General features: G+C 52.9%; 13 protein-coding genes. 7 read left to right on the forward strand and 6 right to left on the reverse strand.

Annotated elements, in window-relative coordinates; translation table 11 throughout:
• Positions 1-162: 162 nt before the first annotated feature.
• The gene (locus tag AC3ZPD_RS08355; protein ID WP_490983820.1) at positions 163-2,418 is read right to left on the reverse strand and encodes a helix-turn-helix domain-containing protein; all 2,256 of its coding nucleotides are present in this window, start codon (positions 2,416-2,418) and stop codon (positions 163-165) included.
• A gap of 348 nt (positions 2,419-2,766) precedes the next feature.
• Here AC3ZPD_RS08355 and AC3ZPD_RS08360 point away from each other — a divergent pair, with 348 nt between their 5' ends.
• The 3 genes from AC3ZPD_RS08360 (at position 2,767) to AC3ZPD_RS08370 (ending at position 5,202) form a co-directional block, all read left to right on the forward strand.
• Positions 2,767-3,096, forward strand: coding sequence for a thioredoxin family protein (locus AC3ZPD_RS08360; protein WP_490983821.1), 330 nt, complete (start codon positions 2,767-2,769; stop codon positions 3,094-3,096).
• Between the two features lie 204 nt (positions 3,097-3,300).
• Positions 3,301-3,879 (forward strand): nitroreductase family protein, encoded by a 579-nt coding sequence (locus AC3ZPD_RS08365; RefSeq protein WP_490983822.1) that lies wholly within the window; start codon positions 3,301-3,303, stop codon positions 3,877-3,879.
• A 204-nt stretch (positions 3,880-4,083) separates the two neighbouring features.
• Entirely contained in the window at positions 4,084-5,202 is a 1,119-nt protein-coding gene (locus AC3ZPD_RS08370; RefSeq protein WP_490983823.1) for an acyltransferase, read from the forward strand.
• 105 nt (positions 5,203-5,307) lie between these two features.
• Here AC3ZPD_RS08370 and AC3ZPD_RS08375 read toward each other — a convergent pair whose 3' ends face one another.
• The 5 genes from AC3ZPD_RS08375 to AC3ZPD_RS08395 form a co-directional block, all read right to left on the reverse strand.
• Complete coding sequence (locus AC3ZPD_RS08375; protein WP_490983824.1) at positions 5,308-6,978, reverse strand: glycoside hydrolase family 13 protein; 1,671 nt, start codon at positions 6,976-6,978, stop codon at positions 5,308-5,310.
• A 54-nt stretch (positions 6,979-7,032) separates the two neighbouring features.
• Positions 7,033-9,357, reverse strand: coding sequence for a glycoside hydrolase family 65 protein (locus tag AC3ZPD_RS08380; protein ID WP_490983825.1), 2,325 nt, complete (start codon positions 9,355-9,357; stop codon positions 7,033-7,035).
• 67 nt (positions 9,358-9,424) lie between these two features.
• Positions 9,425-10,090 carry a beta-phosphoglucomutase gene (gene pgmB / locus AC3ZPD_RS08385; RefSeq protein WP_490983826.1) on the reverse strand — a complete coding sequence of 222 codons (666 nt, stop codon included), beginning with the start codon at positions 10,088-10,090 and terminating at the stop codon, positions 9,425-9,427.
• A 266-nt stretch (positions 10,091-10,356) separates the two neighbouring features.
• The gene (locus AC3ZPD_RS08390; protein ID WP_490983827.1) at positions 10,357-11,403 is read right to left on the reverse strand and encodes a LacI family DNA-binding transcriptional regulator; all 1,047 of its coding nucleotides are present in this window, start codon (positions 11,401-11,403) and stop codon (positions 10,357-10,359) included.
• Positions 11,404-11,508: 105 nt separating this feature from the next.
• Entirely contained in the window at positions 11,509-13,257 is a 1,749-nt protein-coding gene (locus AC3ZPD_RS08395; RefSeq protein ID WP_490983828.1) for an alpha-glycosidase, read from the reverse strand.
• A 314-nt stretch (positions 13,258-13,571) separates the two neighbouring features.
• On the opposite strand from AC3ZPD_RS08395, the gene AC3ZPD_RS08400 reads away from it, so the two are divergent.
• The 4 genes from AC3ZPD_RS08400 (at position 13,572) to AC3ZPD_RS08415 (ending at position 17,324) form a co-directional block, all read left to right on the forward strand.
• Positions 13,572-13,817 (forward strand): hypothetical protein, encoded by a 246-nt coding sequence (locus AC3ZPD_RS08400; protein ID WP_490983829.1) that lies wholly within the window; start codon positions 13,572-13,574, stop codon positions 13,815-13,817.
• Entirely contained in the window at positions 13,738-15,060 is a 1,323-nt protein-coding gene (locus tag AC3ZPD_RS08405; RefSeq protein WP_490983830.1) for a sugar ABC transporter substrate-binding protein, read from the forward strand. Before AC3ZPD_RS08400 ends, AC3ZPD_RS08405 begins: the two co-directional genes overlap by 80 nt.
• Before the next feature lie 120 nt (positions 15,061-15,180).
• Positions 15,181-16,482 (forward strand): carbohydrate ABC transporter permease, encoded by a 1,302-nt coding sequence (locus AC3ZPD_RS08410; protein ID WP_490983831.1) that lies wholly within the window; start codon positions 15,181-15,183, stop codon positions 16,480-16,482.
• Positions 16,479-17,324: a sugar ABC transporter permease gene (locus tag AC3ZPD_RS08415; RefSeq protein ID WP_490983832.1), complete on the forward strand. Its 846-nt coding sequence runs from the start codon at positions 16,479-16,481 to the stop codon at positions 17,322-17,324. The genes AC3ZPD_RS08410 and AC3ZPD_RS08415 overlap by 4 nt, the downstream gene beginning before the upstream one ends.
• Positions 17,325-17,440: the final 116 nt, after the last annotated feature.

The following is a 17,440-nucleotide window of genomic DNA, read 5'->3' on the forward strand; positions in this document are numbered from 1 at the left end:
TTACGTTATAGCCTGTGGGAGTGAAGCCAGACAATTTACAAGTTTCCGCGGCCTATACAAAAGAGCAGAAGTGGCGCCGGAGGGGAGCCATGAAGGCGGATAAACCTTATTCAGACAGCATACAAAAAGCCAAACACGGCCGGAATTAGGGCATTTGGCTTGTTAGATGTGGCCGGCCTGGCTCTCCGCAGTCTGCATTCGCTTGCGGTAATCGCCGGGAGACACGCCGACCGTTTTCTTGAAGATTCTTCCAAAGGAAATGACGTGCTCGTAACCGACGAGCCGCGCGATTTCGCTTACCGATTCGTTGGTTTCCCGCAGCAGCTTTTGCGCTTGGTCCACCCGCAGTCCGATCAGGAAATCGACAAACTTGACTTCGAATTCCTCTTTGAACAACTGGCTGGCATATTTCCCGTTAATGCCGAAGCGGTCGCTTATGGATTTCAAGGACAGATCAAAGTCGTCAAAATGATCCTCAATATATTTTTTAACCTCGTAAATCAGGTGATCTTTGCTTCTCGACTCCAGCATAACGTTGTATTGCTCGTACAGCTGGTCAAGCAGCTCGCTGAACAGCGACCGGATTTCGGGGATTTCCTCCCTCTCTTTAAGCGCTTCACTCATTTGGGGGTAGGTCACCCTGTGCCAATATTCGTTGATCGTAGGCGAGGTATCCTCCATTTCCCGTGCAAAGCGGTGCGTCAGATAGTTGAAGAGGAGCTGCATTTCTTCATTTTTCAGCAGCTGGTCCTCCAGATGATCGAAAATCCGGAAAAAATCATTTTTCCACTCCGGCTGCTGAATCCGGAAATGGTGAACTAAATCTTCTATCCACTTAAAATAAAGCGGGTTAACGGATTCCTGACGGTCCCTCATATCCAGGTAAACGAGAATACGGTTGCTGCCTGCCGTCATTTTATATTGCAGGGCGGTCAGCGCTTCGCCGAAGGATTGTTTAATCTGCGGCAGCTCCGGCACGAGGGAGCCGACGCCCATAGTGGTGGTAAACGCCAGCTCGCTTTCGGCGCGGAGCCGCAGCTCTTCAAGGGCCTGCACCACGGTTTGCAGCGGTTCATTCTTCCCTTCGGAAGCGTGCACCGGATCCGGAGAAACCGGGGTAACGTCAAGCAGCAGGGCCAGCCTGTCGGCTGAAATCCAATCCGCGGAGACCGTCCGGGCCTGCAGGTTTGGCCATTCTCCGGCCAGCTTTTCCAGCCGCTGCTTGGAATCTAGCATGTTCTGGCGGTCTTGGCGCAGTAAAGGCACGTATTTATCAATTTCCAAAATGGCGATGATCAGGCTGGCCTGCTCCGGAAGATCAAACAAGGCAAGGTAGTTCTGCCATTCCTCGGCCGGAACGACGTTTTCATAATCCTGCAGCTCGCTGAAAAATTGCCTGCGTTTGTACTGCAGATTTTCGGCTTCCTTAAGATCGAATTGATTCATCCGGACGAGCATGTCATCGAAAGCCTGCTCCAGGATGGCAAATTCATCATGGCCGGAGGCTTTAAGCTCTTGCCGGTAGGAAGAAACCCTCGTCACCATATGCTCGATCGGACGGTAACTTCTTCGGGTAATGTAAAGGATCACCGCTACGATGGCCGCCAGGGTCAAAACAATGATCGTTAAAGGGATCAAGGACAGCAAGGCTGCTTGACCCAGCAGATGCTCATCCGCCGTCCCGCTTGTAAAAGCCCAGCCCATATAATTGGAGTACAGCCGGGTTGACAGCTTGGAAGGGCCGTTATCGGATCCGGTTGAATAAATAGGCTGACCCTGGGCATCCGAAATGGTCATAAAGCTGCGGGAATGGTTTCTGAGCTTATCGGCCGCAGCGAGCAGCGGATCCGCCTTGACGTTCAAAACAATCCAGCCTTCGGAGCCTATTTTCTGGGTCAAGGATATAATCCGCTCGGGCGGGTCGATCAACGGAAATTCACTATAAGTACGGAGAGAAGACCAGCGGGAGGCCGGGGGATCGTTTTGCAGGTTTTTGATGAAAAGATTGTCTTTAAACCGGGAGAGGTTGCTGATATAGCCCCCTGTCAGCACAGCCTGGTCTTTGCTCCGGAAAAAATAGACGGAATGAATCAAGGGGTTATTGCGAATTTTGTCTAACTCGCTGGAAGCGTTATAATTGATCAGGTTTGCTGCACCTTCGCCTCCGTCATCGTCAAAAAAATCGCTGATCGCCTGGTTTTTGACAATCTGTCCGGCTAGTGTCCGCTCAATATTCTTTAAGGACGTCGTCATGCTGTCTACTACCTGGCTGGCGTAATCGCTGTTGGATTTTTTGATATCCCGAACCAGATCACTGTATGTGATGGCGTATGTGATGCAAATAATGGCAGCTCCAAAGCCGCACAGGATAGCCAAATGGGAATAAAGCATTTGCTTCAACCATTTTTTATTTCGCATTTTCAACCACTTCCTTCCGTAAAGCGCTCGCTAAAAGTCGGTTTTTCTTGTATAAGGTTGAATACAGCCCGTTTTTGTCCATGTTACTCGCCTTGTGTTATCGCAGTGTTTTGGACAGGCAAAGAGAAGAGAGGAGCAACCTGCCAATTCCTGCTGAAGGACATTGGCCGCTACGGCTGGAATAGCGGGGGCTGGGGCCGAAATTCGACCGTTCTTTTTCCATTTGGAATACCGCAGTTTTGTTAAAGTTTTTCTGCAAAGTGTAAAATACGTTTGCGGAACTATGTTAAAATCGGGAATACCCGAACCTTCGGAAGAAGGAAAGGGGATAAGAAAGGAGGGGCTTGGATGCCGCTGCCGGAAATCAGCGAACAGGAACTCCTCGGCCAGCTGCAGGCCGGGCAGGAGAGAGAAGCTGTCATGTTTTTCACTCCGATGTGCGGAACCTGCCAGCTTGGCGAAAGGATGCTGGAGATCGTAGAGGCGACAGGCCGGAGTATTCCGGTCAGGAAGTTAAATATTAATTATGCGCCGGCGCTTCGGGAGCAGTGGAGAATTGAAAGCGTGCCGGGCGTGGCGATTGTCCAAGGGGGCGAGCTGCTTCATAAGGAATATGCGATGCGTTCGGTGGATCATTTATATGAGTTTTTGCGGAAGGATAAGCTGTACCGGGTTTGAGGGAGGGGGGCTGAGATCCGCTGGCCTGCCCATTCAAACAGCTTCTTTTCTTTTTGCTAAATTTATGAAATCAGGTTTAAAATAGATTTATAGGATAAGGAACCCTTATCCCTTGATAGCGTTTCCATACAGTTATCCCATTAAAGAACCCCCGGCTGGGCCGGGCGGAATATTATCTCATTCCATGGAAGGGAAGGATCAACCATGAATATTTTTGAAGCGATCCGTACGCGCCGGAGCATTGGCAAAGTCACAGGAGAGGCGGTTTCCAAGGAATTGATTGAACGCATTCTGGAAGCGGGCACCTGGGCGCCGAATCATCGGCGGACGGAACCTTGGCAGTTTTTCGTTATGAGGGGAGAAGGCCGCAAGAAGCTGGCTAAAGCGCTGGCGGAGATTTCCAGACTGGAAGCCGGGGACGTGAGCGAAGAAAAGGCGGCCGAGCTGCTGGCCAAAGCCGAAGATAAGGTGAAACGGGCTCCGGTCGTAATCGGCGTGGCCGTTCAGCCCTCGGATAAGCCGGGCGTTGTGGAGCTGGAAGAGTATGCGGCGGTAGCCGCAGCCATTCAAAACATGCTGCTCGAAATCCACGGCCTTAACCTGGCGGCTGTCTGGAGAACCGGCGAGCAGGCTTATCATCCGGTCATCAACCGGACGTTTGGTTTGGGGGATAAAGGAAAAATGCTCGGCTTCTTATACATCGGCTACCCGGCCGTAAAAGAGCTCCCTGAAGGCAAAAGAGAGTCCTTCGCGGATAAAACGGTTTGGATCGACAACGCTTAAAGCGCAGGCATATCCATATACCGCGGTTGCTTTTCCATTACGGTATCCATAGCAGGGTGGTCAAAATTGGAATCCGCTAGATTCGCTTGGCAGCATTCGGGTTGGGTAAATATCTAGGTGCAGCATCAGTAGGGAATTGTACCGATGCTGGGTAAAGGTGAAACAAATGAAGCTTTGAATGATTGCCGAAAGAAGTGAATCCAAGTGAACGTGTCCCTGTCAAAAACAGCAGTAAAACCAGCAGCAAAAGCAAAGCCGAAAATAGAAGATCTGGACGTCTACCGGGCTTTGGCGATTTTGGCCGTGGTGATCATTCACGTCACCTCGAGTCCGATGATCCGGATGCAGCAGAAACCCGGCAGCAGCCTGACGATTTTTTACGAGTTATGGAACAAGTTCAGCCAGTTTGCCGTTCCGTCTTTTGTTTTTCTCAGCGGTCTGGTCCTGTTCTACAACTATTGGGATCCCGAGCGGCCGAGGCGCGGCTGGGTGGCGGGCTTCTACAAGAAACGCCTGCTGTATATTTTTGTGCCTTACGTAGTCTGGTCGTTCATCTATTTTGTGATGAAGGAAGGAGAGAAGGGGAGTTCCCCTCTCGGCCGTTTGGACCTCTTCTTCACCGATCTGCTGACCGGCAACAATTATGAGCATTTATATTATTTTGTGATGCTGATTCAGTTTTATTTGCTGTTTCCGCTGCTGCTCCGGGCGCTCAGCTTTAAATCGTCTTATAAATGGCTGATTCCGTTCGCCGTATTGTTCCAGACCGTCTTTTATTTTCTGAATAACGAGGTGCTGCACTGGACGTCCGGCGACGTTTTCGCCACCTATTTTCTGTTGTTTTCACTGGGAGCCAGCTTTGGGATGAACTTGGAGCAGTCGATGGCTTTTCTGCGGAAATGGGCTTGGCTGATCCTGCCGCTGTTTGTGGGGAGCGGCCTCTGTTTCGTGTTTGCCGGGAGGCTGTATTATGATTGGGTTCCCGCGCTTTTGCCTTATAAAATGGTTTTCAATTTCGCGATCTATTATGTATTTACGGTATCGGCAAGTCTTTCCCTGCTGCTGATCGCGAGGGGATTGTCCAGGCTTTTGAAAAACGGCTGGCCGGTCCGTCTTTTATCGAGCTTCGGCGCGGCTTCGTTTGCCATCTTCCTGGTTCATCCGCTACTGCTTCATTACTGGAGAATGGCCGCTGTGGACCGATACGGCGCTTATTATCATTATTTGACCTGGCTTGGCGGGGCGGTCGTATTTCTGGTCTCCTGGGCCTTCTACCTGCTGCTGCGCAGATGGAAATGGAGCCAATATGTGATTGGACGCTGATAGCTAAAAAAAGCAAGAGCACCCTTCCCGGATACCGGGCCTGCGGGTGCTCTTTGCGTTTAAGGCTCTGCGTTGAATCGTATAGGACTCAAGTGGACGGGCTGTTTACCCTTTAATCCGGTATACCCGCGCTTCGTAAGGACGGAGCGGAGCCTCCGCCTGGCCTTCGGCTGGATAGTTGCCGATGACGAGCGTTTGAGCTGCCGGATTCAGGTCCTCCGGCAGCTCAAACGCCGCTTCATGATCGGAGAAGTTCAGCAGCACCAGCCACTGCTCCTCCTCCAGCGTCCGGGTGTAAGCATAAATCTGCTCGTTGTCCGGAAGAAGAGGCGTATAATCGCCGTAAGCCAAGATTGGATTAACCTTGCGGAGAGCAATCAGGCGTTTGTAGTAATGGAAAATCGAATCCTTATCGGCCAGTGCCTGCTCGGCATTGATCTCCTTGTAATTCGGATTCACTTTGATCCACGGCGTTCCGGTCGTAAATCCGGCGTTCGCTCCGCTGCTCCACTGCATCGGCGTGCGGGCGTTGTCACGGCCTTTGGCATGGATGGCCTTCAGAATTTTGGCGTGGTCTTCGCCGCCGTCGGTTACTTTTTCCTTATACATGTTATGAATCTCTATGTCCTTGTAGTCTTCCAGCTTCTCGAAACGTACGTTGGTCATGCCGAGCTCTTCACCCTGATAGATATACGGGGTTCCCTTCAGGGTATGGAGAAGCGTAGCCAGCATTTTCGCCGATTGTACGCGGTATTCGCCGTCATTGCCGAAACGGGATACCATCCGCGGCTGGTCATGGTTGTTCAGGTACAGACTGTTCCAGCCTTCCTCCGCCAGGCCCAGCTGCCATTTGTCCAGCACCTCGCGCAGCTGTGGCAGTGTCCATTCGGCCACATCCCACTTGCCTCCTGGACCGGAATCCACGTCCATATGCTCAAACTGGAACACCATCTGCAGCTCTTCGCGGTCTTCCGCCGTATATTTTTTCGCTTCCTCCACGGTAACGCCCGGCATTTCGCCGACCGTCATGATCGGGTATTTGGACAGTACCTCTCGGTTCATTTCGTGCAAATATTCATGGACGCGCGGCCCATTGATGTAATACCGGCTTCCGTCAGCCAACGGGGCCGTGCCGTTTGATGGCAGCCCTTCCACCTTGGAGATCACGTTAATGACGTCCATCCGGAAGCCGTCCACGCCTTTATCCAGCCAAAATTTCATCATGTCGTAGATCGAGGACCGCAGCTTCGGATTTTCCCAGTTCAGGTCTGGCTGCTTTCGGGAGAACAGATGCAGATAATATTCGTCCGTCGCTTCGTCGTATTGCCAGGCCGAGCCGCTGAAGAAGGAAACCCAGTTATTGGGCGGGGATCCGTCCGGGTTGCCTTTTCGCCAAATGTAATAATCGCGGTAAGGGTTGTCTTTGGAAGAACGGGACTCGATGAACCACGGATGTTCATCCGAGGAATGGTTCACGACCAAATCCATTATCAGCTTGATACCTCGGCCGTGCATGCCCTCCAGCAGTTCTTCCCAATCGGCCATCGTGCCGAATTCATCCATAATATCGTAATAGTCGCTGATATCGTAGCCGTTGTCGTCATTCGGGGATTTGTAGACCGGGGAGAGCCAAACGACGTCAATCCCAAGCTCCTTCAAATAATCCAGCTTGGATGTGATGCCCTTCAGATCGCCGACCCCGTCGCCGTTGCTGTCTTTAAAGCTGCGCGGATAGATTTGATATACGACGGCTTCTTTCCAAAAAGTGCGTTTCATTGCTGCAATTCCTCCTGTCCCGGATGTTTCGGATGTTTTGGATATATGCTTCGATCAGACATTAGCTTCGGCTTCGTTTTTGCGGGTGTGCACCTCAGACATGCCGTCCAGCTTGAAGCTTTGGCCGTAAATCCGGACGGCAGCCGGTGTTCCCGTCTCGTTGACCACGCTGACCGCCTCCCCTTGTACATTAACCTTCAACCGTGTCCCGCGGAACATCACTTTGAAGGAAAAGGAACGCCAGCGCTCCGGAATAAACGGATTCAGCACAAGCTCGCCCTGCAAGACCCGGAGCCCGCCGAAGCCCTGCACGACGGACATCCAGGTGCCGGCCATGCTGGTGATGTGGCAGCCGTCTTCCGTATCGTTGTTATAATTGTCGAGATCCAGGCGGGACGTCCGCAGATACATCTCGTAGGCTTTTTCCTTATATCCCAATTCACAGGCCAAAATGTTGTGCAGGCAAGGGGACAGGGAGGATTCGTGAACCGTCAGCGGCTCATAGAAATCAAAGTTCCGTTTCTTCGTGTCCAGATCATAGAGGTGCCCGAGGAAATAAAGACCTTGCAGCACGTCAGCCTGCTTGATGTAACAGGAGCGCAGAATCCGGTCCCAGGACCAATTCTGGTTAAGAGGCAGATGCTCCGGCGCCAGCTCATTGACCGGGAGCAGCTCTTTATCGAGAAAACCGTCCTGCTGCAGGAACACGCCCCGCTCCTCCTCGTAGGGGTAATACATATTGGCGATAATATCTTTCCAAACGGCCCGTTCCTCGTTATCCAGCTTCAGCGTCTCCAGCAATTCCGCGTAACGGGCAGGTTCGGATTTCTCCAGCTCTTCCAGCACCTCCAGCGTATATTCCAGCGTCCATGCCGCGATCCGGTTGGTGTACCAGTTGTTGTTGACGTTGTTTTCATATTCGTTGGGTCCGGTAACGCCCAGGATCACGTATTTGCCTTTAGCTGTGGAACGGTTGGCCCGCTGCTCCCAGAAACGCGATATTTCCACCAGCACCTCCAGCCCGTATTGGCCGAGATAAGCGCGGTCTCCAGTGTAGTTGACGTAATTATAAATGGCATAAGCGATTGCCCCGTTGCGGTGAATCTCTTCAAACGTAATCTCCCATTCGTTGTGGCATTCTTCGCCGTTCATCGTCACCATCGGATAAAGAGCGCCTTTCGTAAAACCGAGCTTCCGCGCATTTTCGCGCGCTTTCTGCAGATGTTTATAACGGTATATGAGCAGGTTACGGGCGATGGAGGCATCCGCTGTGCTGAGGTAGAAAGGGACGCAGTAAGCTTCGGTGTCCCAGTAGGTGCTGCCGCCGTATTTCTCGCCGGTGAATCCTTTTGGCCCGATATTCAGCCTGTCGTCTTCGCCGCTGTAAGTCTGATTCAGCTGAAAAATATTAAACCGGATCGCCTGCTGCGCGGCCGGGTCGCCGTCAATGACGATGTCGCTTTCTTTCCATTTCTCCGCCCAGGCTTCGGCCTGCTCCTGTTTCAATACATCGAAGCCGGCTTGAACGGCCTCCTCAAGCTGATCTCTGGCGGCCTCCACTAGCTGGCCCAGTCCGTATTTGCGGGAGGTGACGTTGGCGACGTATTTGTGCAGCGTTAACTTTTCGCCGGACGCGGCGGCTGCGGTAAAGGAGCCGGCCACGTATTTTTCCCGTTCGGTAAAGGTGATTTCAGCTTCGACCGGGTGGCTGTCTTTCTCAAGCCGATAGGCCATGGCGGAGGTTACGTGGAAATCCAGCTTTTTGGTCTTCAGCGTCAAATAACCGCCGCCGGCATAAGCCTGCTTCTCGACCTCGTTCCAGAACTTCTCCTCATAGTTGGCGTCTTTATTCTGAATGTCGCCGTCCAGGTACGGAGTAAAAGTAATGCTGCCTGAAAAATTCAGCGGCGTTACCGCGTAACGGATCGCCCCGATCGCTTGGCGTTTGAAGCTGACGAAACGGATAGCTTCAACCCGAAGCTCCCGGCCGCCGTCCAGAACAGCCGTAAACCGGCGGGACAGCCAGCCTTCCTTCATGTTCAGCTCCCGGACGAACTCCTTCACGCTGCAGCTTGCAAGGTCCAGCGCCTCGCCGTCGATAACCACGTCGATGCCAATCCAGTTGGTGGAATTAAGCACCTTGGCGAAATATTCCGGATACCCGTTTTTCCACCAGCCAACCCGGGTTTTGTCCGGATAATAAACGCCGGCCATATAGCTGCCCTGCAGCGAACGACCGCTGTACCGCTCCTCGAAATTGGCCCGCTGGCCCATATAACCGTTGCCGATGCTGAAAATGCTTTCCGAAATTTCCTGCGTGGACGGATCAAACGAATCTTCGATGATGGACCATTCGTTAACCTGTAAATATTGCTTCATGCTTAACGGCTCCTTTGTTCTCTTTATTTTATTGAAAAAATATATCTCACCGCGGTCTCACGCACCGTTAAGCGGTGACTTGCCATTCGCGGAGCTTCGCCATGGAAAAAGCCGCAAGGGAAGGGACAACGATGTCCGCCTTGGCTAAAAGGGAAGGAGAGCCGATGCCGACCGAACGCATTCCGGCGCGGACGGCGGCCTCAATGCCGGCTTCGGCATCCTCGAACACGACGCAGGCGCCGGACTGAACCCCAAGCTTGGCGGCTCCAAGCAGGAAAACCTCGGGATCGGGTTTGGCGCGGGAGGTCAGCGTTCCATCGACGATCGCGTCGAAATAAGGGGCCAGACCGGTGTTGGCCAAAATTAACGGGGCGTTTTTGCTGGCGGACCCCAAGGCCGTCCGAATCCCGTTAGCCCGGCACTCTTTTAGAAATTCCAGGGCTCCCGGCAATATTTCCGAAGCATCCATCCGTGAAATGGATTCGACGTACCAGCTGTTTTTGCGTTCGGCCAGCTGCTGCAGCCGCTCTTCCTCAACATCGCCGATTCCGCCGACCTCCAGCAGGATTTGCAGCGAAGCATCCCGGCTGACGCCTTTCAGCCGTTCGTTGTCGTTCTCGGTAAACTCGAAACCTAGCTCGCCTGCTAGGCGCTTCCACGCCTGGTAATGATATTTGGCCGTATCGACCAAAACGCCGTCCAAATCAAACAGGCAGGCTTGTATGGCATCCATGTTGTGGCCTCCTTAGGATAGGCAATCCGTTTAGAAACGGTTCGAAAACAGTTCGATACCGGTTAGAAATGAGTTTGAATTCGGTTAGAGATGAGTTTGAATTCGAATAGAAATGAAAGTTTCAAATTTCAAATAGTGCAAACGTTTGAACAAGCCCTAAAAAATATATGAAGCACCAGGTGCCTCACATATTTTGGGACGATGGAGCAGGATCTCCCCGGCTTAAATAAACAAAATAAGCTTAAAAATACACCCGAAATGCGGCGTTATTTCCGCGGAACCGCAAAAGCCGAAGATTCGCGGACGATCAGCCGGTGCGGGATAACGTGCCTTGCCGGCGTGGAGAGAGCGCCCGTTCCTTCGTTTTGGATCGATTGGATCAGAATCTGGGAAGCCGTATAACCCAAATGATAGATGCCGATGTCGATGCTGCTGATCGGCGGCGTCGAAAGCTCGGATAACGGAATGTTATTAAAGCTGACGATGCAAAGGTCTTCGGGAACCTTGAATTTCAGTTCATGAAGCCCTCTAAGGACGCCGAACGAAACCATGTCGTCCACGACCACAAGCGCAGTCGGCCGGTTCGGCAGATTCATGATGAAGGACATGGCCCGGTAGCCGCTTTCCTGCAGGAATTCGCCTTCGACAATCCACTCGGGCCGGACCTCAAGACCCGAATCGGCCATTGCCTGCCGATACCCGAGCAGCCGGTCCTGGGATACGACCAGGTTAGAGGGGCCGCTGACAAAGCCGATTCGCTCATGTCCCATCGTGATCAGGTGTTTCGTGGCATCGTAAGCGGCCTGAACGTTATCCGTATCAACCGTCAAAATATCCGGATGCGCTTCGCTGCGTCCGATCAGCGTAAACGGATAGCCGTGCTGGTAAAGGAAATCTACGACAGGGTCGTCTTTCCGGGAGTACAGCAGAATGGCGCCATCCACCCGGCGCCCGTTCAGCAGCCGGGATACGGCCGTTAGTTCTTCTTGTTCGCTCCCGCCCGAGCTGAGCAGCACGTCGTAGCCGGAGCGGTTGGCCTGGGCGACGATGCCCCGGATCAGCTCCATGAAGAACAGGTTCGAGAACAGCTCCTCCGCCGGTTTCGGCAGGAGCACGCAAATGCTGTTTGTGGTTTTGGACACCAGGCTTTTGGCCATGATGTTGGGATGATACCCGAGCTCCTCCATCACCGCTTTGACTTTTCTGGCGGTTTCGGTGCTGATTCTGGGATGATCGGACAATACCCGGGACACGGTGGACGGTGATACTCCGGCCTTTCTGGCGACATCCTTGATCGTAACAGCCATGAGCAACCTCCTTTGTGAAACCGTTTGCCTATTATCTTAATGGATGGCTTAATACTTGTAAATAGAGAGTGATTTAGGCGGGGTTTCCCCTGCAGCGACGGTCGCTTGCCCTCATTCGCCCGGCACTAACACGGCGAAGCTATAAGCCGGGAGCCGGACATTCAAACCATCCCGCCGGCTTTCCCAAATCCGGCCGCCGAAGGCGTCTTTCCAAACGCCCGCCGGCTGATCCTCAAGCCGCAGGGTTTGAATGGCGGCGTCGTTATTCAGCAGGATCAGCACGTGATCCGCGCCGAGCCGCCGCTCGAAAGCGAGCACGGATTCCCCGGTCTCCGCTTTGAGGAAACGGAGCGAGCCGGTCCGCAGGGCAGGGTGGGATTTCCGCACTTCAATCAGCTTCCGGTAGAAGCCGAACAGCTCTTTGTCCTGTTTGCCCGCATCCCATTCCATGCATTTCCGGCAGTCCGGATCCTGCCCGCCGTCCAGTCCAACCTCGTCGCCATAATAGATGCACGGCGTTCCCGGATAGGTGAACTGGATCAGGCTCGCCAGCTTCATGCGGCTTTTATTGCCTTCGCATAACGTCAGCAGGCGCGGCGTGTCATGGCTGTCCAGCAGGTTGAACGCCACTTCGCTGGCTTGGAGCGGATACAGGGTAAGCTGGCGGCCGACTGCTGCGGCGAACTGCTTCGCATCCAGCGAGCCACGGACGACAAAATCCAGCACCGCATCCGTAAACGGATAGTTCATGACCGCGTCGAACTGGTCACCCTGCAGCCAAGGGGAGGCCTCGTGCCAAAGCTCGCCGAGAATGTAAGCTTCCGGATTGGCCGCTTTGACGGTCCGGCGGAAATCGCGCCAGAATTGATGATCCACCTCATTCGCCACATCCAGGCGCCAGCCGTCAATACCCACCTCTTTGATCCAGTATTCTGCCACCTTCAGCAGATATTCTTTGACCTCCGGGTTTTCCGTGTTCAGCTTGGGCATCATCGGTTCAAAAGCAAAAGCGTCGTATGTAGGAATTCCATCCTTCACGGCGAGAGGGAACTCGCGGATGTGGAACCAGTCCTTGTATTTCGAACGCTCTCCACGCTCCCGGACATCCACGAAAGGGGCAAAGGTCCGGCCCGCATGGTTGAATACGGCGTCAAGCAGCACACGGATGCCGCGTTCGTGGCATAAAGCGACAAGCTTCTTTAACGTTTCGGCATCGCCGAAATGAGGATCGACCTTCATATAGTCCTGGGTGTCGTATTTGTGGTTCGTGGTCGCTTCAAACACCGGCGTGAAGTAAATCCCGGTAACGCCCAGCTCGGACAGGTAGTCGAGATGGTCGATCACGCCCTGCAGATCGCCGCCGAAGAAATTGTCCCGTTCCGGTTGTCCGCCCCAAGGCAGCATGCCCTCGGGATTCAGTGAAGGGTCGCCGTTTGCGAACCGCTCGGGGAAAATTTGATAAAATACCGCATCCTTCACCCATTCCGGCGCTTTAAAGATGTCCACCGGATTGATGAACGGGAAATCGAACAGCCGGTCAGGCGTTTTGGGCCGCTCTTCCTGGAAGCCGGTTTCGGTCATCCACCAGGCTTCATCCCCGTTTTTCAGCAGGAATCCGTATTTCAGGCGGCGGTACGGCGGTTTCGCTTCGCATTCCCAATAATCGAACATCGAGTCGGTAAAAGCTTTGGACATCGGTATCAGCTCCTGGGTGTTTTCCCAGGCATATTTGTCCCCGGCCCAGGCGAAAACCTGGAGCGCGTCGTCTTTTTTGGTGCGGATGCGCAAATGAATCGTCGATTCGTCATAAGCGTACGCCCAATTCATTTTGGGACGGTGATAAACGGCTTCAAGCAGCATGGTAATCCCTCCGTTAAGTTGAGAATTGGAATAATTTTGTAGCATTCAAAAAAATAAAAGGCACATCTTCGGCTGCATAAACAGGGCCGAGGATGTACCTTTTCAGATAACAGTGCCTTCAGATTGGTTTAGCTGAAAGACGCAGGATAAACACTGCGGGTCTCACAGGAACACTATAGCACAGCTTCCTTGCCAAGTTTAAACGGAGAAAAAATGTGAAACAAAGAGAGCGAGCGAGCATTTTCAAGCATTAACGGGAATAGTTGCCTGAAATCGATTGTGCAAACGTTTTTACTTAGCGAGGAGTGTCATGTATGATGGTGGCCAGAATGAAGCGCTTTCGGAATCGCAAATTCAGCATAAAACAGCATTTTATGAGTGATAAACGGAATTTTTGCTGTCATTTGTGGAATCGTTTGCGCAAAATTATTGGTTTACTAGTCGATCTTAATAAACGCACAAGAGAGGGGTTAATCAAGTATGAAAATGAAGAAGTTTATGGTGACGCTGGCCGCGCTGACGCTGGCGGTATCCGTTACGGCGTGCGGATCCGGAAATAACGGAGGCAATGCCGCAGCCAACAACGGAGGCAACACAGCCAATGAGACTGCCGCTAACGCAAGCGCCGACAATTCGGCCGGCGGAGCAGCAATCGCGCCTGAGGACGGTGCTCAGCTGCTCGTTTGGGAGAGCAAGGAAGAAAGAACTTATACCGAAGAGATCGCCAAGCAGTTTACGGAGAAATACGGCGTTCCTGTCAAAATTGAAGAAGTAGCGCCTGCCGATCAGGTAACGAAACTTACGCAGGACGGTCCGTCCGGGCTTGCCGCAGACGTTGTTGTTTTCCCTCACGATAACCTGGGCAGAGCCGTGGAAGCCGGACTGCTGCTGGAGAATGACGATTTTGCGGAAGAAACGACCAACAACAATACGGAAGCCTCCATCCAGGCCGTGACTTATGACGGCGTGTTGTACGGATATCCGAGATCCGCGGAAACCTATGCCCTTTATTACAACAAGGATCTGGTCAAAGAAGCGCCAAAAACGTTTGACGACGTTATCGCTTTCGGCAAAACCTTCACAGACAAATCCAAAAACAAATACGGCATCATGTGGGAAACGGGCAACATGTATTTCAACTATCCTTTCATTGCTACGACCGGCGGCTACATTTTCGGCAGCAACGGCACGGATAAAAACGATATCGGCATCAACAGCGCCGGTGCCATTGAAGGCCTGAAAACCTATGTGGCTTTGAAAGAAGTTCTGCCGGTCAAGAGCGGCGACATCAACCCGGACATTAAACGCAGCTTGTTCAACTCCGGCGATGTAGCCATGGACATTAATGGTCCTTGGGAGCTGGCAGGCTACAAAGAGGCGCTTGGCGACAAGCTGGGCCTCGCGCCGATTCCCAGCATTGGCGGCAAACCGGCCATTTCTTTCTCCGGCATTAAAGCCTGGTACGTGAACTCCTTTACGCAGTACCCGAACGCAGCGAAATTGTTTGCCGAATTTGCGACAACCAAAGACGCTCAGCTCATTCTGAATGAAAAAGTCGGCTCCGTTCCAACCAACAAAGAAGCGCTGGAATCGGATCAAATCAAAAACGACCCTTACGTGTCCGCTTTTGCCGAGCAGACCAAAAACTCTCAGCCGATGCCTTCCATTCCGGAAATGGGCAATGTCTGGTCGCCGGTAAACGCCGCGCTGCCTGAAATCTGGGACAACGGCAAAGATCCGCAGCAGGCTATGGACAAAGCCGCTCAGCAAATCAAGGATTTGAACAACGGTTCCGGCCAATAAGCAGGCTGTCTTATAACGGGCCTTAACGGACACGGCAATAACGGACCATCAGAAGAACGCCCGCCGCTGAATGCCAGCGGCGGGCCCTTCCGTGGTTTGCGCGAAGGGAAGGAGAAGAGAATGGACCGACACCGCAACAAAGCCACTGTACTGTCAATCATAAGCATGGGATTGGGACAAATATATAACCGCCAATTCATCAAAGGCATCCTTTATCTGCTTGTCGAAGCGGCGGGGATTTTCTATTTCAGCAGCACGCTTGGCCGGGCGCTGTGGGGAATAACGACGCTGGGCGAAACGGCCCGCCACAAGGTGCACGGCAAATTCGTCAACGGGGACCACTCGATTTATTTGCTGGTACAGAGCTTGATCACCTTGATTTTCCTGGCGATCTTTATTTTGATTTACGTCATGAATATCCGCGACGCCCGCAAAACGGCGGCGGAACGGGAGAAGGGCATCCCCCCTCATAACTTCAAGCGTTCTCTGCGCTACCTGATGGACTATAAATTTGCCCAGGCTTTTTTGGCTTTGCCGGCCGTAGGCATTTTGTTTTTTACGATCATGCCGATCATCTTTATGATTCTGCTGGCGTTTACCAATTACTCTTCACCGGATCACATTCCGCCGGCCAAGCTGGTTGACTGGGTCGGCTTCCGGACGTTCCGCGACCTGGTGGCGCTCAAATCGTGGAGCCATACGTTTTTCGGCGTGCTGGTCTGGACGATTATTTGGGCCGTCTTGTCTACGGTAACGACTTATTTCGGCGGATTGCTTGTTGCGCTGCTGATCAATCAGCAGGGGATTAAATTCAAGGGTTTCTGGAGAACGATCCTTATTATCCCTTATGCCATTCCGCAGTTGATTTCGCTGCTCGTTATGCGCAACATGTTTAACGGACAGTTCGGGCCGATCAACCAGTACCTGGGCTACTTCGGGCTGGACGGACTGCCTTGGCTGACGGATCCGTTCTGGGCCAAAGTTACGGTCATCATCGTCAACATGTGGGTGGGTATACCGGTGTCCATGATCCTGATCATGGGCGTGCTGACCACGATCCCGCGCGACATGTACGAAGCGGCCGAGGTGGACGGGGCGACGGGCTTCCAGAAGTTCAAAATCGTTACGCTGCCGATGATTTTGTTCTCGACCGCACCTACGCTGATCATGCAGTTCGCGGGCAACATCAACAATTTTAACGCGATCTTCCTGCTGACCAACGGCAACCCGGTCGTCGGGGATTACCAGTATGCGGGCGCTACGGACCTGCTTGTAACCTGGCTGTACAAACTGACGCTCGACCAGAACAAATACAATATGGCTTCCGCCGTCGGCATCATCATCTTCCTGATTATCGCTTCGTTCTCCATCTACAATTACCGCAGAACCAAGTCGTTTAAAGAGGAGGATATGATCCAATGAGCGGCATGAAAACGAAAAAAACGATTCGCCTCACCCTCAGCTATATCGTGCTTGTCCTGTTAGCGGTCACGGCCGTTTATCCGGCGCTTTGGGTCGTGCTCGGCTCGCTCCGCCCGGGTAAATCGCTGTACAGCAAAACTTTGATTCCGGAGCATTTTACGCTGGATCATTACAAGGAGCTTTTCACCTCCGACACGATCCTGTTCGGACAATGGTATTTGAATACGCTCAAGATCGCCGTTTTCTCGATGCTGATCGGCGTGCTGCTCACGCTGCTGACCAGCTACGCGGTGTCGCGGTTCCGCTTCCGCGGGCGGCAGACGGCGCTGTCGACCATTCTCATTCTGGGTATGTTCCCTGGGTTTATGAGCATGATTGCCATTTATTTGCTGCTGAAGGAATTTCATCTGCTGGACACCCATCTTGCGCTTATTATCGTATATGCGGCGGGAGCGCCGCTTGGCGGGACGTTTATCGCCAAAGGGTTTCTCGATACGATCCCGAGAACGCTGGATGAAGCGGCCAAAATCGACGGCGCCAGCAATATGATGATTTTTACCCGGATCATTCTGCCGCTCTCCAAACCGATGCTGACTTACATGGCGCTGACGCAATTCGTAGGCCCGTGGGTCGATTTTATCTTTGCAAGGCTCGTGCTGCGGACCAAAGAGAACTGGACGCTGGCCGTCGGGCTGTACGACATGGTTTCGTCGAATCAAAACACCAACTTTACTGTGTTCTCGGCGGGAGCGGTGCTGATCGCTATTCCGATAACGGTGCTGTTCATGTTCCTGCAGCGGCTTCTGGTCGACGGCCTGACGTCGGGGGCGAGCAAAGGCTAAGAAGCGGCCCCCATGTCCGCACTTCATTTAAAGTCAGCGAGTCAGCGAGCAGCTAGTCAGGCTTTCCGCCCGGTTGTAGGCGCTGGCCTGTTCGATGCAGCTGTCGCTGGTCCATG

Source organism: Paenibacillus mobilis (assembly GCF_058267595.1).